The following is a 24,701-nucleotide window of genomic DNA, read 5'->3' on the forward strand; positions in this document are numbered from 1 at the left end:
GAATGGCCGCCCCTGTGGTCCAGGAGCAGCCACACTGCAGTCTGACCGCCTGTGCGTTCAGCGTCAGCGCGTCAGTACTGCTGACGCTGCCGAAGTTGCCGCCGCCCGAGCCAGCCCAGTCCCAGCGCCGCCAGAGCCAGCATCCAGGGCTCATTGACAGGAATCCCCGTGGCTAGGGCCGTCACATTGATGTTCAGCGTGATGACCGAGGACAGGCCATTGGCATCTGTGACCTGGATGACCAGCACGTAGCTGCCGGGAGCCGTGGGTGTGCCGACCAGCATGCCGCTGGCGCTGAGCGACATGCCTGGTGGCAGCGTGCCCGAGTTGATGGCAAAGGTGTAGGGACCTGTGCCGCCAGTCACCTGTATCTGTCCGCTGTAGGGAATGTTGACAAGGAGTGCGGGAGGCGGGGTGATGACCAGCGTGCTGGTCACGGCGCCCGTGCCTGTCAGGTCCAGCTCGCGGCCCAGGAAGTCGGACACCGTGATGGTGAAGCTGTAGGCCGCTGCGGTAGTAGGGGTTCCCGTGAGGGCGCCACTGGCTGACAGGCTCAGGCCGACGGGTAGCACACCGGTGCTGACCAGGAACTGGTACGGCGCCACGCCATTGCTGCCCACGAAGGTCACGCTATAAGGCACACCCTGCACCGGGACGGGAATGGAGGAGGGCGTGACGTTGATGCTCTGGGCTGCGGCGGTAGCGCTCCACAGCAAGAGGCCTGCGGCCCCTGCTCCTGCCAGGAGTTGTCGGCACCAGGTGGCCGCAGCCCGGGCTGCGCGGGCCATCATTGCGCACCTCCGCGCTTGCGTTGGAGCTGCCGTTCCAGGGCTGAGAGGCGTTCCGCCAAGGCCAGGAGTTCCTCATCCTTGGCAGCCAGCTTCTGGTGCAAAGCCTGGACTGTCGCGGCGGCCAGACCCGCGACATCGCTGGGTGCAAGCGTCTGCGGGCTAGCGCCCAGCTGGAAGCGGTGGTGCACGTCTTCGGCCATGGGGCCCAGGTGCAGGCTGGCGTTGAGGTCGCTCAGGTAGCGCCAGGCATACAGCGGCAGCTGCGCCACCTCGCCCAGAATGACATGGACCGGCGCCGCTGTGATGTGGTGCTTGAGCGTGCGGCTGGAGCCCTGGCTGAGCGTACCGGCGATCACCAGGCCGCCGCTCGACTGTACCGACAACGCGTTGCTGCCGCTGCCGCTCGGGGCCAGGCTGACACTGGACGTAGTGGTGTGCTGGGTCCAGTACGCTGAGCCCGTGCCATGCGCCAGGCGCGCTGCGATGGCGCCGTTGTTCTGTAGCTCCATCTGCACGCGCGTGGCGGGGGGCGCCGCGCTGTTGTCAATCAGCAAGGTGCCGGTGCCGTCGCTTCGGCGCAGGTTCAGCGACGCCACGGGGCGGGGAGTCCCCAGGCCGACGTTGCCGCTGCCGGCGATGTCGAGGCTGGAGTGCGGTGCCCCAGGCCGGATGCGCAGGGGCAGGCGCGAGCCGCCCGTGACGTCGCGCACGAAGAAATTGGCCTCGTTGCCGGCAATGTCCCAGGTCTGGGCTGTGAAGCCGCTGGTGTTGCTTTGCTCGAGCCGTACCCCTGGGGTATCGGTGGTCAGCATGTGCAGGTCCAGCGCGGGCACGGCCGTTCGGATGCCCACCCGCCCCTGTGGGCTCACGTGAAGACTGTGGGCCGGTGCGCCGGCCATCCAGCGTGCGGGGAGTTTGGCGCCCGTGGCATCCTCGATGGCCATGTAGCTGGCCCCACCGCTGGCGGTGTCATTGGCGACCAGGGTCCATCTGTTGTTGGGAAATGGCGTGAGCCGGGTGTCCCAGAAACCGATGCGGGTGTTGTTTTCCTTCAGCCGCAGGGTGTCATCGCCAAAAACCTCGTTGTTGACGCAGTCGAGTCCGGTGCAGACGCTGCCCTGGACGATGTGGTCGTCGGCGACCACTTGGTCCTTGGTGGTCATGCGCGTGCTGGCCCGGATGGCGGCAGGTGCTGTGGTGGTGCTGTCCGCCGCACCGACCTCGCCACGCGGCGGTGCCTGAGGCGGCAGCACGAAAGAGCCACCGGCCACGGTCACGTAGCCGCTGAACTGGGCACCTAAGGGGCTGGCTGCGGGCGCTGCTGGAGCTACAGCGGCATCGTCGCGCCGCACTGCGCTGGTGGCAGGTGCGAGTGTCAGTTCGTAGACGTAGCGCCCGTCGGGCAGAGGGGTGTCCTGCAGGGAGAACACCAGCGGGCTGCGCAGCACGAAGTCCTGGGGCGTGCCGCCGTCGCGCGCGACGCGCAGCACGGCACGGCCATGGGGCGCGGCGGGTGTCCACTCCAGCCGCTGGGCCAGCAGGCGGACTGTGACAGCGGCGGCGCTGGCGGCGGCCTCCGGTTGTTGTGCCTGCACGTTCTGGCACAGCAGCGACGCTGCGAGTGCCGTGGCCATCATCAGCAGGGCGGCAGTGCGCGGTTTTGGCCGGCTCTGCGAGGGGTTGTGGTGGTGCATGGCTAGCGACCCCTTCAGCGTACGGGCTTGGCGGGGACCGCCATCTGGGCTTCGAGCAGGGAGATGCGGGCCCGGATCGCCGCAATGTCGGCCTCGCGCTCTGTCACCTTGCGAGCCAGCTCCTGCACGGCCCCCAGGGTCACGCCCGCGAGGTCGCCGGGCGCCAGGCTCTTGTCGTCTTGGCCGAGCTGGAAGATCTTGCGGAAGTCTTCGGCCATGGGGCCGACGTGGCGTTCCTGTGTGGGGCTCGCGGTGTAGCGCCAGTGGTACAGCGGCAGGCTCAGCACTTTGGCCAGCAGGCTGCTGCCGTTGATGGGCTCGATGCCCGTCTTGAGCGTGCGGCTGGAGCCGGTGCTCAGCGTTCCGGTGATGGCCAGGTTGCCGTTGGCCGCCAGCGTGAACTGAGGGGTACCCGCGCCCTGTGTGGCCAGTGTGAGCGTGGTGCCGGCTGTCATGTCCCAACCGGTGGCCGCTGCCGTGGTGAAGCGCAGCGTGGCCGGGCCGTTGTTGGTCAGGTTCAGCAGGGTGCGCTGTGCGGCTGTGCCGCTGGTTTCCTGGACCAGGACTTGGGCCGTGCCGTCGGTGCGCAACACATGCAGTGCAGCGGCTGGCGAGGCAGTGCCCAGGCCGACATTGCCCGATGCCGCGATGTCCAGGCTGCTGGTGGGTGCTCCAGGGCGTATGCGCAGCGGTAGGCGTGAGCCACCTGTGACGTCGCGTACGAAGAAATTGGCCTCGTTGGAAGCGATATCCCAGGTCTGCGCCGTGAAGCCGCCCGCTGAGGACTGCTCCAGGCGGACCCCTGGCGTGTCACCCGTCAGGGCATGTACGTCCAGCACCGGTGTGGCGGTGCGCAAGCCCAGGTCGCCGCCGGAGCTGACGTAGAGGCTGTTGGTGGGGGCCCCGGCACTGACGCTGAAAACCTGGTTGCCAGTGGCCGCATCCTCGATGGCGAGGTAGGAGGCGCCGCCCGAGGCAGCGTCGTTGGCCCTGATGCGCCAGTCGTTGGTGGGGAAGGCGCCGGTGCTGGTGTCCTCAAAATGGATGATGGGGTTGGCGCCCTTGAGCCGCACCGTGTCGAAGGCGAAGGACTCGTTGTTCACGCAGTCGAGCCCGGCGCAGAGGCTGCCCTGCACGATCAGGTCGTCGGCAACCACCTGGTCCTTGGTGGAGAACGTGGCTGCCGCCTTGGTGCGTGGCGCCGGCACGCTGTATTCGGTGCCGCCCACCTGTAACTGACCCTGAGCCACGACAAAGGAGCCTGACACGATGCGCTGGGATAGCGTGGCCTGGGCCAGGGCGGGGTCCATGAGCGGAGGCGGGTCCAGACTCAGTTCATAAAAGTAGCGTCCGTCGGCCAGGCCCGCGCTGCGGGGTTCCAGCACGATGGGCGCGCGCGCGAACGCCAGATCGGTGGTGCTGCCGTCGGGGCGCGCCAGCCGCAGCTTGGCCGCGCCGTGGGCTGTGCTGGGGGTCCAGGTGATGCGATCGGCCTGGCGGGTGGTGGCGATGGACGGGGCAGCGCTCTGGGCAGCGCAGGTGGTGGCGATCAGGCTCGCCACCAGGGCCATCGAGGCTCGGTGCAGAAGGTTCATGGCGGTGTTCTCGAAAGCGCGGGCGGAGAAGGGCTACCAAGGAGCACCGACACGGTCAGGGTGGCATGTTCGCCGCGTGCTTGCCGTTGGTTACTCGTAGAAACAAATTGAGTCTGAATGACCAGTGCTGATGCGTCAATCGAGAAATGCGCGAGGGCGATTGTTGTTTTTGTGATACATCATGCGGGCGGGTTGGCGGGTGTGTTCTCGCCGAGCGCGCCGCCGCTTTGCCGCCCTGCCGAGCGCGGTCAGGCTGCTCCTGGAATCGGTGCGCGCATGCCCGCGTTCAGCAGGTTCCAGGCGTTGATGATGGCGATGGCAAAGCCCAGGTCGGAAATCTCGGCGTCGGAGAACAGGGCCTTCAGCTTGGCGTATTCGTCATCGCTCGCGTCGCTGTGGGGTGTGGCGGTGATGATCTCGGCCCAGCGGAAGGCGGCGCGTTCGCGTTCGCTGAAGAACGGTGCCTCGCGCCAGCCAGCCACAGCGTTGAGGTGGCGCGGATCGGCGCCGTCCTTGACGAGCGCGCTCCAGTGCATGTCCATGCAGTAGGCGCAGCCGTTGATCTGCGAGATGCGCAGAAACACCAGCTCGGCCAGCCGGGTGCCCAGTGGGCCTTTCTTGATGGTTTCAGAGACGTTGACCAAGCCCATGAAGGCCTTGGACGACAGTTGGTGGTAGGGCAGGCGGGCACTGTGTTGCGACATGGAAAACTCCTGGTGTGAAAGGGTGTTGATAACGGTGGTGAAAGACGGCGCTCGTGTGTAGCCTTGTGGCCTTGCTACCGTGTGGCCACACTGCCGTCTTCCATACCCTTCAAGACGCTGCACCGTGCCGGGTTGTGACAGGTGGACTGCGTTTTTTCTGCCCTGGCGCACTCGCCGGAGCTGCCCGCGTGATGGTCTGCGCGAACGGTGCTATGCCCGTATCTTTACAGCGGCAGCATGGCCGGGATGCCGGCCAGCTTGTCCGGGTTGCGCACCGCGTAGATGGCCACGATGCGCTCGCCATCGGTCACAAACGCCTGGGCCGACTCGATGCGCCCGTCCACATAGCGCAGCAGGCCCGGCTCGCCATTGATGAGCGCCATGCGGTAGACCACCTGCGCGCCCAGGCGCCGGAACACCGCCCAGTACAGGTTGGTGATGCGAAACGGCCCCACCAGCGGCTTGGGAAACGAGGGCACGATGCCGCCGCCGTCGCCGATGAGCTGGGCGTCTTCGCTCAGCAGCGCCTCGATGGCGTGGCGGTCCCCGCTCTGGGCGGCATTCATGAAGCGTTGCAGCAGCTGGTGGTGCACCGCCTGCGGCACCTCAAAGCGGGTGCGCGCCTGCTGCACGCGCTCGCTGGCGCGGTGCACCATCTGGCGGCAGCTGGCCTCGGTCTTGCCCAGCTGGGCGGCGATCTCGGGGTAGTCGTAGTCGAACACCTGGCGCAGCAAAAAGGCCGCGCGCTCCTCGGGCCCCAGCCGCTCCAGCACATACATGAACGCCACCGACAGCTCGCCCGCCAGTTCCGCCGCCGACTCGGGGGTGTGCGCGTCCAGCTCCACCAGCGGCTCGGGCAGCCACCAGCCCACATAGGCCTCGCGCTCGGCCTTGGCCGCCCGTAGCCGGTCGATGGACAGCCGCGTGACAATGGTCACCAGCCAGGCCTCGGCCGACTGCAGGGTGCTGGCGTCGGTGCGGCTCCAGCGCAGCCAGGCGTCCTGCAGCACATCCTCGGCGTCGGCCCGCACACCCAGCATGCGGTAGGCAATGCCAAAGAGGCGAGGGCGCAGGGTGGTGAAGGGGTCGGTAGAGGTGGTCATGGCAATGGCGGCGGTGGAGTGCTTTCAGTGAAGCACAGACGGCGCACACCTGCGGTTTGTGACAGCCTGGCTTGGAACTATCGTTTTTATAGCTGCTAGTGCATGTGGCACTAGCGCTTGAGTTCACTTTGGGGCTTGAAACGCCTGCAGTGTCCCTCCGTGGCACCGGGAGACAGGCTACGGGCGCGCGGCCGGCTGCGTGAGCGATTCCAGCCGCGACAGGTAGCGCAGGGCGTGCGCCTGGCTGCTGCCGCACATCTCGGCAGAGGGCATCAGCCCCGCGCACACCGCCGGGCGCTCGGGTTGGCCAAAGATGCGGCAGCGCGCATCATCCGCCAGCTGAATGCACCGCACCCCGGCCGGCTTGCCCAGTGGCATGCCGGGGATGGGCGAGCTGATGGAGGGGGCGGTGCAGCAGGCGCCGCAACCGGGGCGGCAGTCCACGGGCGGGCCGCCTTATTGGCCGCCAGCGGGCTGCAGGCGGCTGGCGCCCCACAGCACCTGGTCCACCACGGCACGCACGCGGTCGCGGTGGGCTGGCTGGACGAGGGCGCCGCTATCGTCAAACGCGCTGGCTGCCGAGCCCAGGGCAAACGCCTTGGGCGCCAGCCAGCATTCGGCATTGATCAGCAGGGGTGCCAGGTGGCTTTGCGAGCGCAGGCCGCCCAGTGCGCCGGGCGAGGCACTCAGCATGCCCACGACCTTGCCGCGAAAACTCTTGCCACCGTCCTGCCAGTCGGGGTTGCCCTTGACGGGGCTGGAGGCCCAGTCGATGGTGTTCTTGAGCAGGGCGGTGTAGCTGCCGTTGTACTCGGGCGAGCAGATGATCCAGGCCGGGTGCTGCCAGAGGATTTCCTTGAGCCGGATCACGTCGGCAGGCGTGCCCTGGGCTTCGAGGTCGGCGTTGTACAGCGGGATGTTGAAGTCCGACAGCTCCATCAGCGTGACGCTGGCCCCTGCATCGCGCGCGATGGCAGCGGTGGCGTGGGCCAGTTTGCGGTTGAAGGATTGCTGGCGGGTGCTTCCCGCGAAGATGAGAAGTTGGGTGGTCATGCGGGCCATTGGAGCACAAAGCCACGGCAGGAATACTGCAAGCTGCCGCCCTCCGGCGTGTGGGGCGGGCGCTTGTTTCACGTGAAACACCTGCCCAAGGCAGCAGGGGCTGGTAGCGCCGCGGATGGGTGGCGCAACCGCTGTCACCAGGGCTTTGCACAAAAAGCATGCAAAGGTGGGAAAATCGTGGGTTTCCCCTTGCACCCTTGCCGCCCCGATGGCTGGCGAATGATGCATCCCGCCGTCGTGCGACCCGCCCTCGTTGGGCCGTCGCAGGAGGGAGGGCGGTTTTGAATGTCGGGCCCCCCGGGCCCCGGAGCACCCCCATGTTGTACCCCCAGGAATTTGATGTGATCGTTGTCGGCGGTGGCCATGCAGGCACCGAGGCCGCGCTGGCCGCTGCCCGTATGGGCAGCAAAACGCTGCTGCTGACCCACAACATCGAGACCTTGGGGCAGATGAGCTGCAACCCGAGCATTGGGGGCATCGGCAAGGGCCACCTGGTGAAAGAGGTGGATGCGCTGGGCGGGGCCATGGCGCTGGCCACGGACGAGGGTGGCATCCAGTTCCGCATCCTCAATAGCTCCAAGGGCCCGGCCGTGCGGGCCACGCGCGCCCAGGCCGATCGCATTCTGTACAAGGCCGCCATCCGCCGCATGCTGGAGAACCAGCCCAACCTGTGGCTGTTCCAGCAGGCGGTGGACGACCTGATGGTGGAAGGCGACCGCGTGGTGGGCGCCGTGACGCAGGTGGGCATCCGCTTCCGCAGCCGCACCGTGGTGCTCACGGCGGGCACCTTTCTGGACGGCAAGATCCATGTGGGCCTGAACAACTACGCGGCTGGCCGGGCAGGGGACCCGCCGGCGGTGTCGCTGTCGGCGCGCCTCAAGGAGCTGAAGCTGCCGCAAGGGCGCCTCAAAACCGGCACGCCGCCCCGCATCGACGGGCGCAGCATCGACTTCTCGAAGTGCACCGAACAACCCGGCGACGGCATGCCCGGCGGCGTGAACGAGGGCACGGTGCCTGTGTTCAGCTTCATGGCGCATGCGTACGGTGGGGCCGCCCTGCACCCGAAGCAGGTGCCCTGCTGGATCACCCACACCAACGAACGCACGCACGAGATCATCCGCAGTGGCTTTGACCGCAGCCCCATGTTCACCGGCAAGATTGAGGGCGTGGGCCCGCGCTACTGCCCGAGTGTGGAAGACAAGATCAACCGCTTTGCCGACAAGGACAGCCACCAGATCTTTCTGGAGCCCGAAGGCCTGACCACGCACGAGTTTTACCCCAACGGCATCAGCACCAGCCTGCCGTTCGACATCCAGTACGACCTGGTACGCAGCATGCCGGGGCTGGAGAACGCGCACATCCTGCGCCCTGGCTACGCCATTGAATACGACTACTTCGACCCGCGCTCGCTCAAGAGCAGCTTCGAGACCCGCCAGATCCAGGGCCTGTTCTTTGCCGGGCAGATCAATGGCACCACGGGCTATGAAGAGGCGGCAGCGCAGGGGCTGTTTGCCGGCATCAACGCCGCGTTGCAGTGTCGGGGCGATGCGCCCTGGCTGCCCGGCCGCGACGAGGCCTACCTGGGTGTGCTGGTGGACGACCTGATCACCAAGGGCGTGACCGAGCCCTACCGCATGTTCACCAGCCGGGCCGAGTTCCGCCTGCAGCTGCGCGAGGACAACGCGGACATGCGCCTGACGGAAGTGGGGCGCCAGATGGGCCTGGTGGACGATACGCGCTGGGATGCCTTCAGCCGCAAGCGCGATGCGGTTTCACGTGAAACAGAGCGCTTGAAGGCCACCTGGGTGAACCCGCGCAATCTGCCTGCCGCCGAGTCGGAGCGGGTGCTGGGCAAGAGCATCGAGCACGAATACAACCTGTTCGAACTGCTGCGCCGCCCCGATGTGAGCTACGCCAACCTGGTGTCGATGGACGGCGGCAAGTACGCATCGGCCGATGTTTCACGTGAAACCCTGGGTGACCTGAGCGACCCTGTGCTGGAGCAGGTGGAGATTGCCGCCAAGTATGCAGGCTACATCGACCGCCAGAAGGGCGAGGTGGAGCGCGCTGCCCACTTCGAGAAGCTGCGCCTGCCGCCCGACCTGGACTACATGCAGGTCACCGCACTGAGCATCGAGGCGCGCCAGGTGCTCACCCGCCACCGGCCCGAGACCCTGGGCCATGCCTCGCGCATCACGGGCATTACGCCTGCGTCGATCTCGCTGCTGTTGGTGCATCTGAAGAAGGGTGGGTTCAAGGAGTTCGCCGTGGCACCCGCCATGCCATCCAAGGCAGAAGGCGAAGTGGCGGCATGACGATGGCGGTGAACAGCAACCACGACAGCCTGCACCAACAATTGCAAGCCGGGGTCGACGCTCTGGCGCTGGGCCTGAGCGATGCGCAGGTTTCCCTGTTGATGGATTTCCTGGCTCTGCTGCAAAAGTGGAACAAGGTCTACAACCTGACCGCCGTGCGTGACCCGCAGGAGATGATGACGCACCACCTGCTGGACAGCCTGGCCGCCGTGGCGCCGCTGCGGCGGCATGTGGCGGGCCTGCAGCAGGGTGGGGTGGCGGCGGTGAAGCTGCTGGATGTCGGGTCGGGCGGCGGCCTCCCCGGCGTGGTGTTTGCCATCTGCTGCCCGGATGTGGATGTGAGTTGCGTGGACACCGTGGGCAAGAAGGCAGCGTTCATCCAGCAGGCAGCAGTGGCGCTCAAGTTGCGCAACCTGCACGGCGTGCATGCTCGGGTTGAGATGTTGAGCACGCCGTTCGATGTCATCAGCTGCCGTGCGTTTGCCTCGTTGCCAGACTTCGTGACCTGGTCGCGCAGCGCACTGGCCGCGCCCCATGGCGCGTGGCTGGCCATGAAGGGCAAACATCCCCATGAGGAAATCGCTGCGCTGCCTGAGGATGTGGCAGTGTTTCACGTGGAACAGCTCACGGTGCCGGGTCTGGACGCGGAACGCTGCATCATTTGGATGAAGCCGGCCTGATGGCTCTGTCCTCAGTGCGCCGACTTTTCGGCGGGTGGGGCAGGGGGCTCGCGTAAACTCGGCTCCTCACCCGGGTGCATCTTTCGGTCGCACCCTCCCCGCGCACCAGGAGAAACCATGTTCGGCATCGCAGACTACGGCGCCTTTGTCGCCGCCATCGTGTTGTTCCTGCTCATTCCGGGCCCTGGCAATCTGGCGCTCATCACCTCCACCAGCAAGGGCGGTATTCGCGGCGGCATGGCGGCCACCATGGGCGTGATTGCGGGCGACCAGGTGCTGATGTGGGCGGCAGTGGCCGGTGTGGCTGCGTTGCTCGCCACCTACCCTACGGCCTTCCACGCGGTGCAGTGGCTGGGGGCCGCCTATCTGGCGTGGCTGGGTTTCAAGATGGTCACGGCCAAGCCGGGCGCCCAGCCCATCCTGAACATCGAGCCGCGCCACTATTTCAAGCAGGCCGGGCTGATCACCTTGCTCAACCCCAAGGCCATCGTTTTCTACATGGCGTTCTTTCCGCTGTTCGTGGACCCGGCCCGGCACCAGGGCATGCTGACTTTTGGCGTGATGGCGGCCACGGTGGCGGCACTGACGTTTCTCTATGGCCTGACGGCCGTGCTGCTCACGCACCACCTGGCCGAGCGCATGCGCGCCAACCCGCGCATCGGCCGCGTGCTGGAGAAAGTGGCAGGCGTCTTCCTGATCGGCTTTGGCATCAAGCTGGCCATCTCCAAATAACACCACACGAACTGCAGCACCCACATGGCCAAGATCTTTTGCGTTGCCAATCAAAAGGGTGGGGTGGGCAAGACCACCACCACCGTCAACCTCGCCGCCGGCCTGGCCAAGATCGGCCAGCGCGTGCTGATGGTGGACCTGGACCCGCAGGGCAACGCCACCATGGGCTCGGGCGTGGACAAGCGCAGCCTCGACCTCACGGTGTACGACGTGCTGCTCGAATCCGCCTCGGTCAAAGAGGCGGCCGTGCTGTCGGACAAATGTGGCTACTGGGTGCTGGGCGCCAACCGCGAACTGGCCGGGGCCGAGGTGGAACTGGTGGCGCTGGAGCACCGCGAAAAGCGCCTCAAATCCGCGCTGGCGGAGGCCGATGGTGACTACGACTTCGTGCTGATCGACTGCCCTCCGTCGCTGTCGATGCTCACCCTCAACGGCCTGTGCAGCGCCCACGGCGTGATCGTGCCCATGCAGTGCGAGTACTTCGCGCTGGAAGGCCTGACCGACCTGGTCAACACCATCAAGCAGGTGCACGCCAACCTCAATGCCGACCTTCAGATCATCGGCCTGCTGCGCGTGATGTTCGACCCGCGCATCACGCTGCAGCAGCAGGTGAGCGACCAGCTCAAGGGCCACTTTGGCGACAAGGTGTTCAACAGCGTGATTCCGCGCAACGTGCGCCTGGCCGAGGCGCCCAGCTATGGCCTGCCCGGCGTGGTGTTTGACCCGGCCGCCAAGGGCAGCCAAGCCTTTGTGGAGTTTGCGCAGGAGATGGTCGAGCGCGTGCAAACCATGCCTCCAGCAGCCTCTTCCATGGCCAGAATGGCCGCAGGCGCTTGAAGAATATGCGGCAGCAGCTATTAATTTGATAGTAATGAAGGCCTCCAACATCCTGCTGCTGCCTGGCTGGCAGAACTCTGGCCCCGACCACTGGCAAAGCCGCTGGGAGGCCGCGCACGGCTACCAGCGCGTGGAGCAGCACGACTGGATGCGCCCGTTGCGCGGCGACTGGTCTGCGCGCCTGGAAGAAACTGTGGCCGATGCGGATGGCCCCGTGGTGCTGGCGGCGCACAGCCTCGGTTGCATCCTCACCGCTTGGTGGGCGGCGCACACCCGCCACGCGGCCAAGGTGCGCGGCGCGCTGCTGGTGGCGCCGGGCGATGTGGAGCGGCCCGACCTGGCTGCGCAGATCCACGGCTGGGCGCCCATTGCGCGCCAGCCGCTGCCGTTTCCGGCCGTGCTGGTGGGCAGCCGCAACGACCCGTACTGCAGCTTCGAGCGCGCCGAAGGTCTGGCCCAGGCCTGGGGTGCGCGGTTTGAGGACTATGGCGAGCGCGGGCACATCAATGCCGAATCCGGGCTGGGCGACTGGGACGAGGGGCGCGGCTGGCTGATGCAGCTCGCCACCCCGGCATGAGCCGCTGGGCTTTTTGGCGCAAGCGCCCGGATACGGCGGGTGCTGCACAGAGCCAATTACCCACGATGGCGCGGCGTCCTGCGGCGCTCTACTGGCCGCTCGATGCGCTGCAAGTGGTGCTCGCCTGGCTGCTGCCCAGCGGGGCGGTGGTGGTGGGCGCGCTGGGGCAGTTCATGCTGGCCCTGGTGATGCTGGCCATCGGGTTCGGTGTGTGGCTGCGCCTGTGGCGCAGTCGCATGCGGCGCCGCGTGGCGAGCCGCTCTGCGCGTTGATGTTTTGAACCCTTGTTGCCGACCCATGACCAAAATCAGCCTGCCCGCCATTGCCGACCAACTGCCCCGCGCCTGGAACTCCACGGTGGTGGGCCAGGCTGCGGGCGCCAACGTCAAGGTGCTGCGCATGGACGACGCGGCCTACCCCGATGAATCGCACGACTTTGACGAAGCCCTGCTGGTGCTGGACGGCTGCATGCGCCTCGCCCTGCAAGGGCAGGTCACCGAGGTGAACGCGGGCGAGGTGTTCATCGTGCCCGCTGGCGTGCCCCACGCCGTGGCGCCCGGCAGCCACGGCACGCTGGTCATCATCGACCGCTGATTCTTAGCCCTTTCCTTTTCCTTTCGCGAGACGCATTTCATGGTCACCAAAAAACCCAAGGGCCTCGGCCGAGGCCTGGAAGCCCTGCTGGGCCCCAAGGTCGAAGACAAAGTGGAGCAGGCCCAGGCCGCCGAAGCGGGCCTGCCCAGCAGCCTGCCGCTCTCCGAGCTGGTGCCGGGTGTCTACCAGCCGCGCACGCGCATGGACGAGGGCGCGCTGTACGAGCTGGCCGAGTCCATCAAGGTCCAGGGCGTCATGCAGCCCATCCTGGTGCGGCGCCTCACGGGGGGTGAACACGCGGGCAAGTACGAAATCATTGCGGGCGAGCGGCGCTTTCGGGCCTCCCGCCTGGCGGGCCTGGCCGAGGTGCCGGTGCTGGTGCGCGATGTGCCGGACGAGTCGGCCGCCGCCATGGCGCTCATCGAAAACATCCAGCGCGAAGACCTCAACCCGCTGGAAGAAGCCCAGGGTCTGCAGCGCCTGGTCAAGGAGTTTGGCCTGACGCACGAGCTGGCTGCCCAGGCCGTGGGCCGCTCGCGCAGCGCCGCCAGCAACCTGCTGCGCCTGTTGAATCTGGCCGAGCCGGTGCAGACCATGCTGATGGCGGGCGACATCGACATGGGCCATGCGCGTGCACTGCTGTCGCTGGACCGCGCCGCGCAGATCACGGCCGGCAACCAGATCGCGGCCAAGAAGCTGTCGGTGCGCGAAGCCGAGGCCCTGGTCAAAAAGATCGGTGCCGAGTTCAGCCTGGTGCCGCAAAAGCCCCAGAAGGAAAAGTCGCGCGACCTCAAGCGTGTGGAAGAAGAACTGTCGGACCTGCTCATGGCCGAGGTCGAAGTGCGCGTCAAGAAACGTGTCAAGCGCAACGGCCGGGTGGAGGACATGGGCGAGCTGGCGATCCAGTTCGGGTCGCTGGAGGCTTTGAACGGCTTGATCGACCGCCTGCGCGGCTGACCCTCTCATCGCTCCGGGGTGCGGCGTTGTCGCCGCGCAAGATGGCGTGAAATAGCGCACACAAACGGTTTCCACAAGTAACTTGCAGGGGCAAAATGCGTCCTTGCGGGGCCTACACTGCGCTGCGTTCAACACACCCGGGTTGACCGCAAGGCCTTTTCACAGGGCGGCGACGACGCTGCTTTGCGGCCCATGATGGTTTGCCGGGTGATCCATGTATCTCCTGGAGCAGACCCGATGACAACCCCTTTGCGCTACCTGACCCCCGCCTGCCTGGCCGCTGGCCTGTGCATTGCCAGCCTGGGCGCCCAGGCCCAAAACACCAAAGCTCCCAAGGTGCAGCTGTGGATGGACCTGTCCACCGGCACCATGGCCGGCATGCCCGAGATGGACAGCCTGCCCGGTGGTGGCGGCATGCTCGGCGGCCTCATGGGGGGCATGGGCGGCGGCGGCGCTGCGCCGGGCATGGGGGGCGGCAGCAACACGTCGTATGGCAACGCCCGCGCCATGTCCATCATGCCGCCGCGCGTCATCGATATCGCTTTGCACAACAGCCTGCGCCCCGGCGTCGAGGCCAGCCAGTCCATCCCGCCCGGCATGCGCATGGGCGAGTCCCTGCCGCTGATCCCGCCGCGTGCCCAGCCCACCCAGACCGAGCCGGGCGAAGTGCCGCGTGAGTACCAGCAACAGCAGCCCAAGGGCCGCATCCTGCTGTACTGGGGCTGCGGTAGCGCGGTGCGTGCGGGCCAGCCCCGCGTGATCGATCTGGCACGTGCCAAGCCCTCCGACTACGCCCAGGCCTTCGCGGGCCGTGCCGTGCCGGATCGGGGCCCGCGCGTGGGCCCGGCCTATGCGCTGTACCCCAACGAACGCAACCAGGTCAGCCTGTCGCGGGACAGCTCGGTGGCGGGCGAGCACCAGGTGCGTGGCGACGGCGTGCCTGCGTCCATGAAATTTACCCTGGGCGCGGCGCAGGACCTGATGCCCGCCATCGACCTGCGCACCACCGGCAAACCGCAGGACAGCATGGGCACCAGCTGGCAGCCCGTGCGCAATGCGCGTGCCTACTACCTGCATGCCATGTCACAGAGCGGGGACGATCTCATCATGTGGTCCAGCGCCGAGACGCCGGACACCGGCATGGGCCTGTTCGACTACCTCTCGCCCGCCACCATCGACCGCTGGCTCAAGGAGCGCGTGCTGCTGCAGCCCGAGACCACCCAATGCGCCATCCCGCAGGGCATCTTTGCGGGTGGCGGGCGCGATGCCACGCCCATGTTGCGCATGATGGCCTATGGTGGCGAGAGCCACATCGTGTACCCACCCCGCCCGGCCGACCCCAAGGCTGCGTGGGAGCCTGAATGGTCGGTGCGCGTGCGCGTGAAGTCGCACACTATGGCCATGCTGGGTGAAGAGATGCAGGGGCGCCGTGGCGGCATGGGCGCGGCACCCGGCGCACCGTCGGGCGGCACAGGCGCTTACTCCAGCGGCATGGGCGGTGCACCCGCAGGCCAGCCACCTGCGGGCGACGGCGGCACGGACGCGGGCAACGTGGTCAACCCCGTCAATCTGCTGCGCGGCATTTTTGGCCGCTGAGAACGGAACCATGCTGGCCCTGCGCATGCCCTGGCCCCTGCCCGCGCTGGCGGCGTGGGCGTGCGCATGGCTGATCTTTGTGGCGCTGCAGCGGGCGGTTCCGCCGGTGGCCGCTTTGCTGGTCGCCTGCCTGCTTGGCACGGCTGCCAGTGTGCTGGGCGACAGCTGGTGGCGGCGCGGGCTGATTGCCGCCGGGTTCCCGTTGTCGCTGGCGCTGCTGGGGGCGGCCAGCCTGCCCACCTGGGCGTGGTTGGTGCCGCTCTCGCTGTTGCTGCTGGTCTACCCGCTCAATGCGTGGCGCGATGCGCCCCTGTTCCCCACGCCGCGCCACGCGCTGCAGTCTCTGGCCGTGCAGGCGCCGCTGCCTTTGGGTGCGCGGGTGCTCGACGCAGGCTGTGGCCTGGGCGATGGCCTCAAGGCCTTGCGCCATGCTTACCCTGCCGCCCAGCTCGACGGGCTGGAGTGGAGCTGGCCGCTGCGCCTGCTGTGCGCCCTGCGCTGCCCCTGGGCGCGGGTGCAGCGTGCCGACATGTGGAAGGCCGACTGGAGCGCCTACCAGATGGTGTACCTGTTCCAGCGGCCCGAGAGCATGGCCCGCGCGGCCGCCAAGGCCCAGGCCGAGCTGGCGACCGGCGCGTGGCTGGTGAGCCTGGAGTTTGCGGTGCCTGGCTGGCTGCCCAGCGCCCAGCTGCGCGCGCCCGGCGGGCGGGTGGTGTGGCTGTACCGCATGCCGCGCCAGCAGCAGGAGGGATGACATGCACACCATGCTCCCACTGTGCCGGTCCCTGTGTCCGTCTGTGTCACCGGCCCCACACGGTTACAGAAAAGATACAAGCTTTTGCTACATTGCGCGGCTGGCTACAACCCCATACACAACAACCAAGAAACTCACAGCCAGAGGGGGCCGCACACAGCACGTATCCGCGCCGGGAGGGGGCGCACGGGCTGCCAGCACCCGCCTTGACCGGACTTCCACCACGCACGCCGTATTCACAGCACCCTCCCTCTGGCGGGGCTGTTGCACGGCTGCGCGTGGTAAGCGCGGGGTGTTTCTGGTGAGCAACCGACCGATCTGCAAGGAGCATCCATGACCGCCCACCCACCCCGTTTCCGTCCGCGCCTGCTATGGGCCCTGGCACTGAGCGCGGCCCTCACCGGCTGCGCCACCATGCAGAGCCATGACAAGCTGGCCACCGACATGCAAACCGCGGGGCGCAGTGGCGGCATCCCTGCCGCGCTGGCCAGCCTGGAGAGCACGGCCAAGACCGAAGAAGAAAAAACGGCGCTGCTCTACAACATGGAACGCGGCGAACTGCTGCGCATGGACCGCCGCTACCCCGACAGCACCAACGCCTTCCTGCTGGCCGACAACAAGGTCAAGGAATGGGAAGAAACCGCCAAGACCAACCCCAGCAAACTCATGGGCACCGTGGGCGCGGCGCTGATCAGCGAACGCCTGAAGGTCTACGAAGGCCAGGATTACGAAAAGGTGTGGGTGACCACGCGCCTGGCGCTCAACCGCATGGCCGTGGGTGATTTTGAAAACGCCCGCGTGGACATCAAGCGCACGCACGAGCGCGAAGCCATCATTGCCGAGTTCCGCGCCAAGGAAACCCTGGCGGCCGAAGAAGAAGCCAAGTCCAAGGGCGCGACCTCGGGCGGCAAGGAGCTCAACGGCTACCCCGTCGAGACGCTCAATGACCCCGAAGTGCTGGCGCTCAAGAACGGCTACTCGAATGCCCTGAGCCACTACCTGGCCGGCTTCCTGTACGAAATGCTCAACGAGCCTGGCCTGGCAGCGCCCGGCTACCGCAAGGCCATCGAGCTCAAGCCCGAAACCGGCGTGCTCGAAGAAGGCCTGCGCGGCCTGGACACGCGCACCGGCTTCACCTGGAAGCGCCGCCAGCGCATGACGGACGTGCTCTTCATCGTCGAAGCCGGTGACGCGCCCGCCCGCAAGCCCAAGGCGTTCACGCTGCCCGTGCCCACGGGCCGGGGCCTGGTCACGGCCAGCATCTCCTACCCGGTGATCGAGCCCTCCAAGGACGCGCCGCTGACCACCATTTCTGCCGCCGGCACCAACCTCAAGCTGGAAAAAGTGGTGGACGTGAACGTGATGGCCCGCCGTGCGCTCAAGGACGAAATGCCCGGCATGGTGCTGCGTGGCTTCACCCGCGCCGTGGCCAAGGGCGTGCTGCAAAACGAGCTGCAAAAGCGCGGCGGCCTGGTCGGCGGCCTGATCGGCGCAGCCGCCTCGGTGGCCACCGAGCAGGCGGACGACCGCATGTGGCGCATGCTGCCCGGCCGCGTGTACGTGGCCCGCGGCTACCTGCCACCGGGCGAGCACGTGGTGACGGTGAACGGCCGCGCACTGCCCCAGCCCATCAAGATCGACGGCCAGTACGCCCTGGTGCCCCTGCGCATGTACGACAACAGCGTGCTGACCGGCGACGTGGCCATGCTGGGCCAGCTGCCCACGGTGGCCGCCGCACCCGTCGCAGAGCCTGCCGCAACGACGACAACGACCACCACCAACAACCGCGCCCGCCAAGTGCCGCGGTCGGCGGTCAAGTCCACCTCGACCAAGCCCGCGCCTGCCGCGAAGAACTGAAAACCACCATGTCCCACATCCAAGGAGCCTCTGGCATGAGAACCCGTATCGCCCTTGCTGCCGCAGCACCTGCCATTGCGTGCGCGGCGCTCACCCTGACCCTGGCCACCGCGGCCCGCGCCCAGCTGCACGACCCGGCCACCCCGCTGGCCGTGGCCTCCAAGGTCGCCCTGCGCGGCGAAGCCAACAGCATCGCCGTGCGCGAGATGCGCATCGTGCGCAAGAACGACATCCTGGTGGTGCAGGCCGACATGGCCAACATGGGCCGCACCGACCGCACCGTGTTCTACCGCTTCAAGTGGCTGGACAACGTCGGCAACCAGGTGGGCGACGGCGAATCCTGGAAGCAGATGAGCGTGCTGGGCCTGGGCCAGCAGACCGTGAAAAGCGTGGCCCCTACCGCCGCCGCGGTCGACCTGCGCCTTGAAATGAACGTTGAGCCCCGCTGAACCAGCGCTGTCCCATCGAAATATTGTTGAGTGAGGAGTAGAAAACCATGACAAAGAACACCATCCGGCGCAGTGCGCTCGTCCTGGCCTTCGCGGCCAGCACCCTGGCCCTGTCGGCCTGCCAGAACCTGTCTTCGCCCACCGTGCGTTTTGACCGCCAGGTCAACTACGGCGACGCCAAGGCGGTCGAGCTGGTGACCAACGAGTTCGGCTCCACCGACCTGCAGATGATTGCCGAGAAGATGACCGGCGGCCTGCTGGAAACCGGCATCTTCCAGGGCCGCCCCACGGTGACCATCTCGACCGTGAAGAACAAGACCAGCGAATACATCGACACCACCAACGTGATGAGCTCGATCCAGACCGCGCTGGTCAAGTCGGGCAAGGTGCGCTTCGTGCGCTCCATCAACGAAATGCAGCAGGGCGTGGACGAGCTGCAGCGCCAGAACCAGAGCGGCCTGTACAAGCAGGGCACCACCGCCAAGGTCGGCCAGATGACGGCCGCCAAGTACACCATGGAAGGCGAGCTGACCAGCATCGTCAAGCAGAACAACAACACCAAGGACGTGTACTACAAGTTCACGCTGAAGCTGTTTGATGTGCAGGAAGGCACGATCGAATGGCAGGATGAAAAAGAGATCCGCAAAACAAGCAAAAGGTAAGAAGCCCCCCTGAGTCGCTGCGCGCCTTTCCCCGAGGGGGACGCCACCCGTGGCCTGGCGGAGCCAGTTCCACGGTGGCGCTGGCGGGCGGCGCGCTCACTTCATGCGGCGTGGGGGTCCCTCCGGCGCCGTCCGAATGAATCATTGAAGACGCTCACAAGGAGCACACCATGCAACGCAGAACCACTTTGCACACGGCCCTGGCCGTGATCGCCGCCACCACCATGGCCTGGGGCGGCACCGCCCTGGCGCAGCAGCCCGGCGCGGCGCCCAAGATCGCCGTGACCGACCTGGCCTACGCCCAGCGCGTGTCCGAGTACTTCATGGCCGGCACCTACCAGCGCAGCAGCCAGATGAGCGCCCAGGGCAGCCAGGGCGGTGGCTACAGCCATGGCATGTATGGCGGCGGGGGCTCGTACTCCGGCCAGCAGTCCATGCAGGCGTCCGAGCAGGCCAGCGGCACCTACGTGGCCGGCCGCTACAGCTACATCGAGCAGCGCGAACTGGGCGGCTACACCAACGACATCAAGGGCGCCATCCTGCAGGGCACCTACTTCCGCCTGATCCAGGGCAAGGGCTTCGACGCAGGCAAGCCCCAGCCCTCCAAGGCGGAGCAGGTGCTTAACCAGGTGCAGGGCGGCAAGATGGCCACGCCGCAGGTGCAGCCCCAGGTCAACGACGTGATCAGCCGCATCAAGAAGGGCGAGTTCAACGGCGCCGACTACGTGCTGTTCGGCGTGGTCTCGAGCATCGACTTCACCGACGCGCTCTCGCCGCTGCAGGGCACCACCAGCGCCACGCGCCAGTACGGCCTGCAGCTCCTGGCGGACTTCTCGCTGATCAACACCAAGACGTACGAGATCAAGGCGGCGTTCTCCGCCCAGGGCGAGGGCAACGACACCAAGATCCTGTCGATCCGTGGCGACATCGCCCCGCCCAACCGCGCCAAGGTGATCCGCGAGACCTCGCTGTCGCTGGCGCAGGACGTGTACCAGCAGATGGCCATGCAACTGGGCTACACCGACGCCCACCTGGCGCGCGGCGTGCGCCCGGCACCGGTGTACCAGCAGGGCGGCCAGCCCATGCCCGTGCCCCAGCCCCAGCAGCCTGAGCAGGTGCTGATCCTCAAGTAGCCGAGATTTTTGACCACCTCTTGAGGATGACGCACTGCTCGGCCCCTGCGCCGCACATTGCTGCGGCAAACAGGGCGCTTCGGTCCGCCCAGGCCAGCCATGTGCTGGCTTTTTTTATGCCTGTGCTGATGGGTATGGCGGGTGTGCTGGCCGGGTGCACGCAACCGCCCCAGACCTTCTATGCGGCTGCGGCCTCTGAACCGCTGGTCCAGGTGTATGGCAACGATCCGTCAGGCGCTGTAGCAGCGCGAACCGTAGCGCCGGACCCGGATGCCATGTCGCCCTCCACTTTCACCTCCCGGCCTCTGCCGGGTGCACAAGGGGCCACGCTGCAGGCACTGCAGCGCAACGGGCGCACGCCGCCGCTGCGCTACCGGGTGATCGTGATCCCTGGCTCCGGCTGTGCAGGCATGGGGCCCATTGCGGAGCGCTACTTTGCGGGGTTGCTGCATGCCCAGGTGCTGGTGCTGCACAAGCCCGGCGTAGACCCTCAGACCCGCACGGCATCTGCAGACTGCGGGCCCGACTTTGTGCAGCAAGACCGGTTGTCGGCGTGGGTTGCGCACGCCCGCGTCGCGCTGCAGGCCGATGCCCTGCAGCGCGAACGCGATGGTGCCCCGGCGCTGCCGCAATTGCTGGTGGGCATTTCGGAAGGTGCGGAGCTGTTGACGGCCCTGGCGCCCGAGGTGCCGGGGCTCGCTGGCCTGGTGGTGCTGGCTTCCAGCGGCCTGGACCCGCAGGAAGCGGGCGCGCTGCAGGCGCAACGCCTGGGTGCCCAGGCCGATTGGGATGCGCTGGGACGTTCCCAGCGGGGGCGCATGCCCGACAGCACCGTGCTGCAAGGCCGCAGCCTGGGCTACTGGCGTGACCTGTGGAACTGGCCACTGGCCCTGCCGCTGGTGCAAAGTCCCTGGCCGCTCCTGCAGGTGTGGGGCGGGGACGATGCCCTGGTGCCGCAGGTGGCGTACGAACGCTTTGCGGTGCTGGCATCCGCCCGTACTGAGCCCTATTGTGCGCGGCGCATCGACGGCGCCGACCATGGACTGCAACGCCGCCATGCCAGCGAGGGGACAGAGGATGGTGTGCAGCAGGTGTGGGCCTGGACGGAGCAGTGGGCGCGGGCCCCCACAGCAGGTCTGTGTGCTTCGCTGCTGGGCGCCCAGGGCGTCATCAAGCCTGCCCAGTGACGCCTGCCTCGCCCGGCCAGGTCACCTACCCTGAACGGGCCTGGGACTCTGTCGGCGGTTGCTCAAGGCACGGCGTAGATTTGCCCAAACGTTCCGCGCTCCAGCATCTCGCTGGGTGAGGTGCCATAGCCCGCAAATACCCGCGTGCCGCGCAAGCCCGACACATCGGCAGCTGCCAGGATGGGCACCATGTGGCTGCCCAGCGTGGCGGGGCTGGCTGCGGGCAGGTTCCCGTCCGCTACAGGCACCCAGCCTCCGGGCGACAGCGCAAACAGTCCCGCGCCTGGCACCAGGGCTGCCACGTACAGGCCTCCGGCGCGCCCGGCGTCGGGTGCCGAAACCTGGATCACCGCCCACAGGTTCAGCTGCTGCAGTGGACCCGATGTGGAGGCTGAAAACACAGGGGTGGCACTGGTGTACGGTACCCGCGCACTGTCGCTGTCAAAGCCGGGTTGGGCCATGACCGGACTGAGGTCCACCGCCTCGAAAGCCGTGTGCGGCACGGACTGGACCTGCGAGATGGTGGCATCGCTCCACAGGCGGCTGGGGTCGCCGGTGATGTACATGTCCGAACCACCATCGGCGATGTACATGCCGTAGGTCTTGAGTGCCTGCAGGATGGCCCGTGCCTGCACGCTGTAGGTCTGAGGCACGGGGTAGTCCGCACGCAGCCGGAACAGCTGGCCCATGGGGGGCTTGCTGGCCGAGGCGTCCCCATTGCGGGTGAGGTGCCGTGCGGGCCAGGTGTAGCTGGTTCGGATCTTGTGACTCTGGATGGTGAAGCGAAGCGCATGGCGGATGTCGCCAGCGCTCGCCTCGTCGGCCTTGAGCAGCAGGGGCAGTATCGGAAACCCGGCCGCGTCTGCTGAAGTCCATCCCGCAGGCCGCAGCGCGTTGGACCGCAGGTCGAAGGCGGCGCTGCCGTAGATGTCCCAGCCCCCATCGGGCCGGGTGTAGCTCAGGTAGCTTTCCCACAGCGTGCAGGTGTCGGTGTCCACGGTCAGGATATGGTGGTCGTTGTAGACCGCCTTGTTGCCGCTGATGCCGCCCTCCACCAGGGGCTGCGGCGGAATGGGCAAGCGTGCGGGCTCGCGCAGGCCTGTGCAAGGCCGCGCAAGGCTTCCGTCACCCCGCGCGCAGTCGCTCTCGTCGGGGGCTCCATCGCCATCAAAGTGCACCGTCGGCCACCCGAAGCTGCGGCCTTGGACCACGTTGTACGGGATGCCCCAGTACTCGGGGCTGCGCATGTCCTCGCTCTGGCCCAGGTCCAGGTGCAGGCGTCGTGGGGTACTGCTGATGGTCTGCAGGAAAGCTGCCGACTGAGGGTGCACCGGAAAGTTGTCGATGGGCGTATTGAAGAGGTGGTCTGGCGGTAGCACCGGGCAGTTGCCGATGAGCGGTGGTCCGGCCATGGCCAGCGGCACCAGGGCGGCCGACAGGCAGGCAAGGGTTGCACGTACGAACTTCATAGGGTCTCCGGCCGAGGGGGGAGGGCAACAGCCTCCCGACAGGTGGGTATAGCGCAAACCTCCAGGGGGTGCCAGGGCTATCACGTGACAGCCTGTTACCTGCTGGCCGCAGTCAGGGCCGGGGCCGATACATCCTGAACAGCTGCTCTGGCCCCACAGTGAAATAGTCCGCCGGCCCGCCGCCGCGCAGGATGTGCCCCGCGTTCGCGGTGTCGTACACGCCGTCCTTCAGCAGCGCCTGATCGATGTGCACGGCCACCACCTCGCCCAGCACCAGCCAGGTATCCACCTGGGCCCCGTCCACCCCCTGCAGCTGCAGGATCTGCGTGCTGCGGCATTCAAAGGTGACCGGGCTTTCGGCCACGCGTGGGGGGCGCACGCGGGTGGAGGGCAGGGGGGTCAGACCGGTCAGGTTGAACTCGCTCACTTGAGGTGGCACGGCGGCGCAGCTCTGGTTCATCACCTCGGCCAGGTCGCGGGTGGCGAGGTTCCACACAAACTCGCCCGTGGCCTGCACGTTGCGTACTGTGTCCTTGTAGCCAATGCTGGCAAAGCCCACGATGGGGGGCACGTAGTTGAAGGCGTTGAAGAAGCTGTAGGGCGCGAGGTTGGTCGCGCCCGTGGCGCTTTGCGTGGAGATCCAGCCGATGGGGCGCGGCCCCACGATGGCGTTGAACGGGTCGTGCGGCAGGCCGTGGCCCTGGCGGGGTTCGTAGCTGTGGAAGGTGCGTGGGGGCTGTGGAGTGGTCATGGGGCTCGGCAGGGTGGGGCGAACAGGCCGACACCTTAGCGGCAGTCGCGGCGCGCTGCAGTCATCAGGATATCTGGTTGCTCACTTTTTCATAGCTGTCCGGGCATATGGTTCTAGCGCACAGGGGCAACAGGAGGCAGATATCGGCCTACAGAGCTCCCGTATACCCTGGTTAAGGCTCAGCACGGCGTGGTCATGCCGTAACGCCCGGCAGCCTCGGTAGCACGCACCGCACGGGGCTACGGGACCACGGCTGCCGGCTGCTGCTGCCCCAGAAACCGCCCCGGCGGCTGCCCCACCGACTTGCGCACCATGGCGCTGAAGGCGCTCGCGCTGTAGCCCAGCTCGGCGGCGATCTGGCCCATGGGCATGCGGCCGGCGGCCAGCGACACGGCCTTGGCCAGGATCACCTGCTGGCGCCATTGGGTGAAGGTGCTGCCCAGCTCGGAGCGGAACAGGCGTGCCACCGTGCGGGGGCTGGCGCCCGTGTCCTGCGCCCAGTCGGCCAGGGTGTCGTGGCGCGTGGGGTCGGCCAGCACGGCCTCGCACAGGTGGCGCAAGCGCTTGTCCTGGGGCAGGTCCACGCCCAGCTTCACGGCAGCGGCGCGGGCCAGTTCGTCGCGCACCAGGGCGCTCAGGTGCTGCTCGCGTCGCAGGTCGGCGGGGCTGATCGCGGCGCCGCCGTCGGGTGCGGTAGGCATCTCGCGCACCAGGGCGCGCAGCAGGTCGGACACCTCCAGCACGCGGCACTGGCGCCATGCGTCTTCCTGGTCGCGCGGCACGCCGGGGCCGCAGCGCCCCCGGGGCTGGTGAAAGTACAGCGTGCGCAGATCGGCGTCTTCGACCATGGTCACGGCGTGTTCCACACCGGGCGGAATCCACAGCGCGCGCGAGGGCGGCACGATGTAGGTGCCGTGGTTCACCGTGAGCCTGATCACGCCCGTGGTCGATATTGCCACCTGCGCCCAGGGGTGGCTGTGGGGCATCACCTGCGTGTCGGCGGCCAGCCAGCGCAGCTTGGCGCGCACCGGGCGGGCGGCGGTGGGCACAAAAAGCTCGGGCGTGAGCGAGTCCACGTACGACATCCCGCGCGGCTTGCCGGCCTGGGCGCGAGGCACGACCTCGGCGGCGAAGTGTTCCACCACCGGTTCGGTAGGGGTGGGGGGCCTGGTGGGTGGGTTTGGCATGTTTGCGATAGAAAT

The 24,701-nt window shown here is 67.3% G+C and carries 25 protein-coding genes; 15 read left to right on the forward strand and 10 right to left on the reverse strand.

Annotation, left to right across the window (positions count from 1 at the left end; translation table 11 throughout):
• Positions 1-71 precede the first annotated feature (71 nt).
• The 7 genes from C8C96_RS04085 to C8C96_RS04115 form a co-directional block, all read right to left on the reverse strand.
• On the reverse strand, positions 72-791 hold the full coding sequence (locus C8C96_RS04085) for an Ig domain-containing protein (RefSeq protein WP_121941516.1): 720 nt from the start codon (positions 789-791) through the stop codon (positions 72-74).
• Complete coding sequence (locus tag C8C96_RS04090) at positions 788-2,485, reverse strand: tail fiber domain-containing protein (RefSeq protein WP_121941517.1); 1,698 nt, start codon at positions 2,483-2,485, stop codon at positions 788-790. Before C8C96_RS04090 ends, C8C96_RS04085 begins: the two co-directional genes overlap by 4 nt.
• A gap of 14 nt (positions 2,486-2,499) precedes the next feature.
• Positions 2,500-4,080: a tail fiber domain-containing protein gene (locus C8C96_RS04095; protein WP_147455642.1), complete on the reverse strand. Its 1,581-nt coding sequence runs from the start codon at positions 4,078-4,080 to the stop codon at positions 2,500-2,502.
• A 248-nt stretch (positions 4,081-4,328) separates the two neighbouring features.
• Positions 4,329-4,784, reverse strand: a complete 456-nt coding sequence (locus tag C8C96_RS04100) for a carboxymuconolactone decarboxylase family protein (RefSeq protein WP_121941519.1) — start codon at positions 4,782-4,784, stop codon at positions 4,329-4,331.
• 224 nt (positions 4,785-5,008) lie between these two features.
• Positions 5,009-5,887, reverse strand: a complete 879-nt coding sequence (locus tag C8C96_RS04105) for an RNA polymerase sigma-70 factor (RefSeq protein ID WP_121941520.1) — start codon at positions 5,885-5,887, stop codon at positions 5,009-5,011.
• A 177-nt stretch (positions 5,888-6,064) separates the two neighbouring features.
• A complete protein-coding gene (locus C8C96_RS04110) occupies positions 6,065-6,331 on the reverse strand; it encodes a YkgJ family cysteine cluster protein (protein ID WP_121941521.1) in 267 nt (88 codons plus the stop codon).
• Between the two features lie 12 nt (positions 6,332-6,343).
• The gene (locus tag C8C96_RS04115; protein ID WP_121943866.1) at positions 6,344-6,940 is read right to left on the reverse strand and encodes an NADPH-dependent FMN reductase; all 597 of its coding nucleotides are present in this window, start codon (positions 6,938-6,940) and stop codon (positions 6,344-6,346) included.
• A 326-nt stretch (positions 6,941-7,266) separates the two neighbouring features.
• On the opposite strand from C8C96_RS04115, the gene mnmG reads away from it, so the two are divergent.
• The 15 genes from mnmG to C8C96_RS04190 all read left to right on the forward strand — a co-directional run bounded on the left by mnmG (position 7,267) and on the right by C8C96_RS04190 (position 21,279).
• The gene (mnmG, locus tag C8C96_RS04120) at positions 7,267-9,264 is read left to right on the forward strand and encodes a tRNA uridine-5-carboxymethylaminomethyl(34) synthesis enzyme MnmG (protein WP_121941522.1); all 1,998 of its coding nucleotides are present in this window, start codon (positions 7,267-7,269) and stop codon (positions 9,262-9,264) included.
• A gap of 2 nt (positions 9,265-9,266) precedes the next feature.
• Complete coding sequence (gene rsmG / locus C8C96_RS04125) at positions 9,267-9,944, forward strand: 16S rRNA (guanine(527)-N(7))-methyltransferase RsmG (RefSeq protein ID WP_370107387.1); 678 nt, start codon at positions 9,267-9,269, stop codon at positions 9,942-9,944.
• A 117-nt stretch (positions 9,945-10,061) separates the two neighbouring features.
• A complete protein-coding gene (locus C8C96_RS04130) occupies positions 10,062-10,676 on the forward strand; it encodes a LysE family transporter (protein WP_056742455.1) in 615 nt (204 codons plus the stop codon).
• Between the two features lie 24 nt (positions 10,677-10,700).
• The gene (locus C8C96_RS04135; protein ID WP_121941524.1) at positions 10,701-11,513 is read left to right on the forward strand and encodes a ParA family protein; all 813 of its coding nucleotides are present in this window, start codon (positions 10,701-10,703) and stop codon (positions 11,511-11,513) included.
• 34 nt (positions 11,514-11,547) lie between these two features.
• A complete protein-coding gene (locus tag C8C96_RS04140) occupies positions 11,548-12,090 on the forward strand; it encodes an alpha/beta hydrolase (protein ID WP_121941525.1) in 543 nt (180 codons plus the stop codon).
• A 65-nt stretch (positions 12,091-12,155) separates the two neighbouring features.
• Positions 12,156-12,362 (forward strand): hypothetical protein, encoded by a 207-nt coding sequence (locus C8C96_RS04145; RefSeq protein WP_233584148.1) that lies wholly within the window; start codon positions 12,156-12,158, stop codon positions 12,360-12,362.
• A gap of 25 nt (positions 12,363-12,387) precedes the next feature.
• The gene (locus C8C96_RS04150; RefSeq protein WP_056056978.1) at positions 12,388-12,684 is read left to right on the forward strand and encodes a cupin domain-containing protein; all 297 of its coding nucleotides are present in this window, start codon (positions 12,388-12,390) and stop codon (positions 12,682-12,684) included.
• Positions 12,685-12,723: 39 nt separating this feature from the next.
• Positions 12,724-13,641 carry a ParB/RepB/Spo0J family partition protein gene (locus tag C8C96_RS04155; RefSeq protein WP_056742446.1) on the forward strand — a complete coding sequence of 306 codons (918 nt, stop codon included), beginning with the start codon at positions 12,724-12,726 and terminating at the stop codon, positions 13,639-13,641.
• A 237-nt stretch (positions 13,642-13,878) separates the two neighbouring features.
• A complete protein-coding gene (locus C8C96_RS04160; protein WP_121941527.1) occupies positions 13,879-15,237 on the forward strand; it encodes a hypothetical protein in 1,359 nt (452 codons plus the stop codon).
• Between the two features lie 10 nt (positions 15,238-15,247).
• Positions 15,248-15,991 carry a class I SAM-dependent methyltransferase gene (locus C8C96_RS04165; protein WP_056742442.1) on the forward strand — a complete coding sequence of 248 codons (744 nt, stop codon included), beginning with the start codon at positions 15,248-15,250 and terminating at the stop codon, positions 15,989-15,991.
• 333 nt (positions 15,992-16,324) lie between these two features.
• The gene (locus C8C96_RS04170; protein ID WP_121941528.1) at positions 16,325-17,848 is read left to right on the forward strand and encodes a COG3014 family protein; all 1,524 of its coding nucleotides are present in this window, start codon (positions 16,325-16,327) and stop codon (positions 17,846-17,848) included.
• 35 nt (positions 17,849-17,883) lie between these two features.
• Complete coding sequence (locus C8C96_RS04175) at positions 17,884-18,297, forward strand: YcfL family protein (RefSeq protein WP_121941529.1); 414 nt, start codon at positions 17,884-17,886, stop codon at positions 18,295-18,297.
• 47 nt (positions 18,298-18,344) lie between these two features.
• On the forward strand, positions 18,345-18,959 hold the full coding sequence (lpoB, locus tag C8C96_RS04180; protein ID WP_121941530.1) for a penicillin-binding protein activator LpoB: 615 nt from the start codon (positions 18,345-18,347) through the stop codon (positions 18,957-18,959).
• A gap of 170 nt (positions 18,960-19,129) precedes the next feature.
• Complete coding sequence (locus C8C96_RS04185; RefSeq protein ID WP_121941531.1) at positions 19,130-20,092, forward strand: hypothetical protein; 963 nt, start codon at positions 19,130-19,132, stop codon at positions 20,090-20,092.
• A 116-nt stretch (positions 20,093-20,208) separates the two neighbouring features.
• On the forward strand, positions 20,209-21,279 hold the full coding sequence (locus C8C96_RS04190; protein ID WP_121943867.1) for an alpha/beta hydrolase: 1,071 nt from the start codon (positions 20,209-20,211) through the stop codon (positions 21,277-21,279).
• A gap of 62 nt (positions 21,280-21,341) precedes the next feature.
• On the opposite strand, the gene C8C96_RS04195 is transcribed toward C8C96_RS04190, so the two are convergent.
• From C8C96_RS04195 to C8C96_RS04205, 3 genes are all read right to left on the reverse strand, one after another.
• Positions 21,342-22,748 (reverse strand): hypothetical protein, encoded by a 1,407-nt coding sequence (locus C8C96_RS04195; protein ID WP_121941532.1) that lies wholly within the window; start codon positions 22,746-22,748, stop codon positions 21,342-21,344.
• 112 nt (positions 22,749-22,860) lie between these two features.
• Complete coding sequence (locus C8C96_RS04200) at positions 22,861-23,499, reverse strand: flavin reductase family protein (protein ID WP_121941533.1); 639 nt, start codon at positions 23,497-23,499, stop codon at positions 22,861-22,863.
• A 239-nt stretch (positions 23,500-23,738) separates the two neighbouring features.
• Positions 23,739-24,686, reverse strand: coding sequence for a helix-turn-helix domain-containing protein (locus C8C96_RS04205; RefSeq protein WP_056742430.1), 948 nt, complete (start codon positions 24,684-24,686; stop codon positions 23,739-23,741).
• Positions 24,687-24,701: the final 15 nt, after the last annotated feature.

Source organism: Acidovorax sp. 100, assembly GCF_003688355.1.
Classification (GTDB): Bacteria; Pseudomonadota; Gammaproteobacteria; order Burkholderiales; family Burkholderiaceae_C; genus Acidovorax; species Acidovorax delafieldii.

What these genes read in the sequence shown, in the direction of transcription:
- C8C96_RS04085 (WP_121941516.1), bottom strand. Translation starts at nt 791, where the DNA reads ATGATGGCCCGCGCAGCCCGGGCTGCGGCCACCTGGTGCCGACAACTC.
- C8C96_RS04090 (WP_121941517.1), bottom strand. Translation starts at nt 2,485, where the DNA reads ATGCACCACCACAACCCCTCGCAGAGCCGGCCAAAACCGCGCACTGCC.
- C8C96_RS04095 (WP_147455642.1), bottom strand. Translation starts at nt 4,080, where the DNA reads ATGAACCTTCTGCACCGAGCCTCGATGGCCCTGGTGGCGAGCCTGATC.
- C8C96_RS04100 (WP_121941519.1), bottom strand. Translation starts at nt 4,784, where the DNA reads ATGTCGCAACACAGTGCCCGCCTGCCCTACCACCAACTGTCGTCCAAG.
- C8C96_RS04105 (WP_121941520.1), bottom strand. Translation starts at nt 5,887, where the DNA reads ATGACCACCTCTACCGACCCCTTCACCACCCTGCGCCCTCGCCTCTTT.
- C8C96_RS04115 (WP_121943866.1), bottom strand. Translation starts at nt 6,940, where the DNA reads ATGACCACCCAACTTCTCATCTTCGCGGGAAGCACCCGCCAGCAATCC.
- mnmG (WP_121941522.1), top strand. Translation starts at nt 7,267, where the DNA reads ATGTTGTACCCCCAGGAATTTGATGTGATCGTTGTCGGCGGTGGCCAT.
- rsmG (WP_370107387.1), top strand. Translation starts at nt 9,267, where the DNA reads ATGGCGGTGAACAGCAACCACGACAGCCTGCACCAACAATTGCAAGCC.
- C8C96_RS04130 (WP_056742455.1), top strand. Translation starts at nt 10,062, where the DNA reads ATGTTCGGCATCGCAGACTACGGCGCCTTTGTCGCCGCCATCGTGTTG.
- C8C96_RS04135 (WP_121941524.1), top strand. Translation starts at nt 10,701, where the DNA reads ATGGCCAAGATCTTTTGCGTTGCCAATCAAAAGGGTGGGGTGGGCAAG.
- C8C96_RS04140 (WP_121941525.1), top strand. Translation starts at nt 11,548, where the DNA reads ATGAAGGCCTCCAACATCCTGCTGCTGCCTGGCTGGCAGAACTCTGGC.
- C8C96_RS04145 (WP_233584148.1), top strand. Translation starts at nt 12,156, where the DNA reads ATGGCGCGGCGTCCTGCGGCGCTCTACTGGCCGCTCGATGCGCTGCAA.
- C8C96_RS04150 (WP_056056978.1), top strand. Translation starts at nt 12,388, where the DNA reads ATGACCAAAATCAGCCTGCCCGCCATTGCCGACCAACTGCCCCGCGCC.
- C8C96_RS04155 (WP_056742446.1), top strand. Translation starts at nt 12,724, where the DNA reads ATGGTCACCAAAAAACCCAAGGGCCTCGGCCGAGGCCTGGAAGCCCTG.
- C8C96_RS04160 (WP_121941527.1), top strand. Translation starts at nt 13,879, where the DNA reads ATGACAACCCCTTTGCGCTACCTGACCCCCGCCTGCCTGGCCGCTGGC.
- C8C96_RS04165 (WP_056742442.1), top strand. Translation starts at nt 15,248, where the DNA reads ATGCTGGCCCTGCGCATGCCCTGGCCCCTGCCCGCGCTGGCGGCGTGG.
- C8C96_RS04170 (WP_121941528.1), top strand. Translation starts at nt 16,325, where the DNA reads ATGACCGCCCACCCACCCCGTTTCCGTCCGCGCCTGCTATGGGCCCTG.
- C8C96_RS04175 (WP_121941529.1), top strand. Translation starts at nt 17,884, where the DNA reads ATGAGAACCCGTATCGCCCTTGCTGCCGCAGCACCTGCCATTGCGTGC.
- lpoB (WP_121941530.1), top strand. Translation starts at nt 18,345, where the DNA reads ATGACAAAGAACACCATCCGGCGCAGTGCGCTCGTCCTGGCCTTCGCG.
- C8C96_RS04185 (WP_121941531.1), top strand. Translation starts at nt 19,130, where the DNA reads ATGCAACGCAGAACCACTTTGCACACGGCCCTGGCCGTGATCGCCGCC.
- C8C96_RS04190 (WP_121943867.1), top strand. Translation starts at nt 20,209, where the DNA reads ATGCCTGTGCTGATGGGTATGGCGGGTGTGCTGGCCGGGTGCACGCAA.
- C8C96_RS04195 (WP_121941532.1), bottom strand. Translation starts at nt 22,748, where the DNA reads ATGAAGTTCGTACGTGCAACCCTTGCCTGCCTGTCGGCCGCCCTGGTG.
- C8C96_RS04200 (WP_121941533.1), bottom strand. Translation starts at nt 23,499, where the DNA reads ATGACCACTCCACAGCCCCCACGCACCTTCCACAGCTACGAACCCCGC.
- C8C96_RS04205 (WP_056742430.1), bottom strand. Translation starts at nt 24,686, where the DNA reads ATGCCAAACCCACCCACCAGGCCCCCCACCCCTACCGAACCGGTGGTG.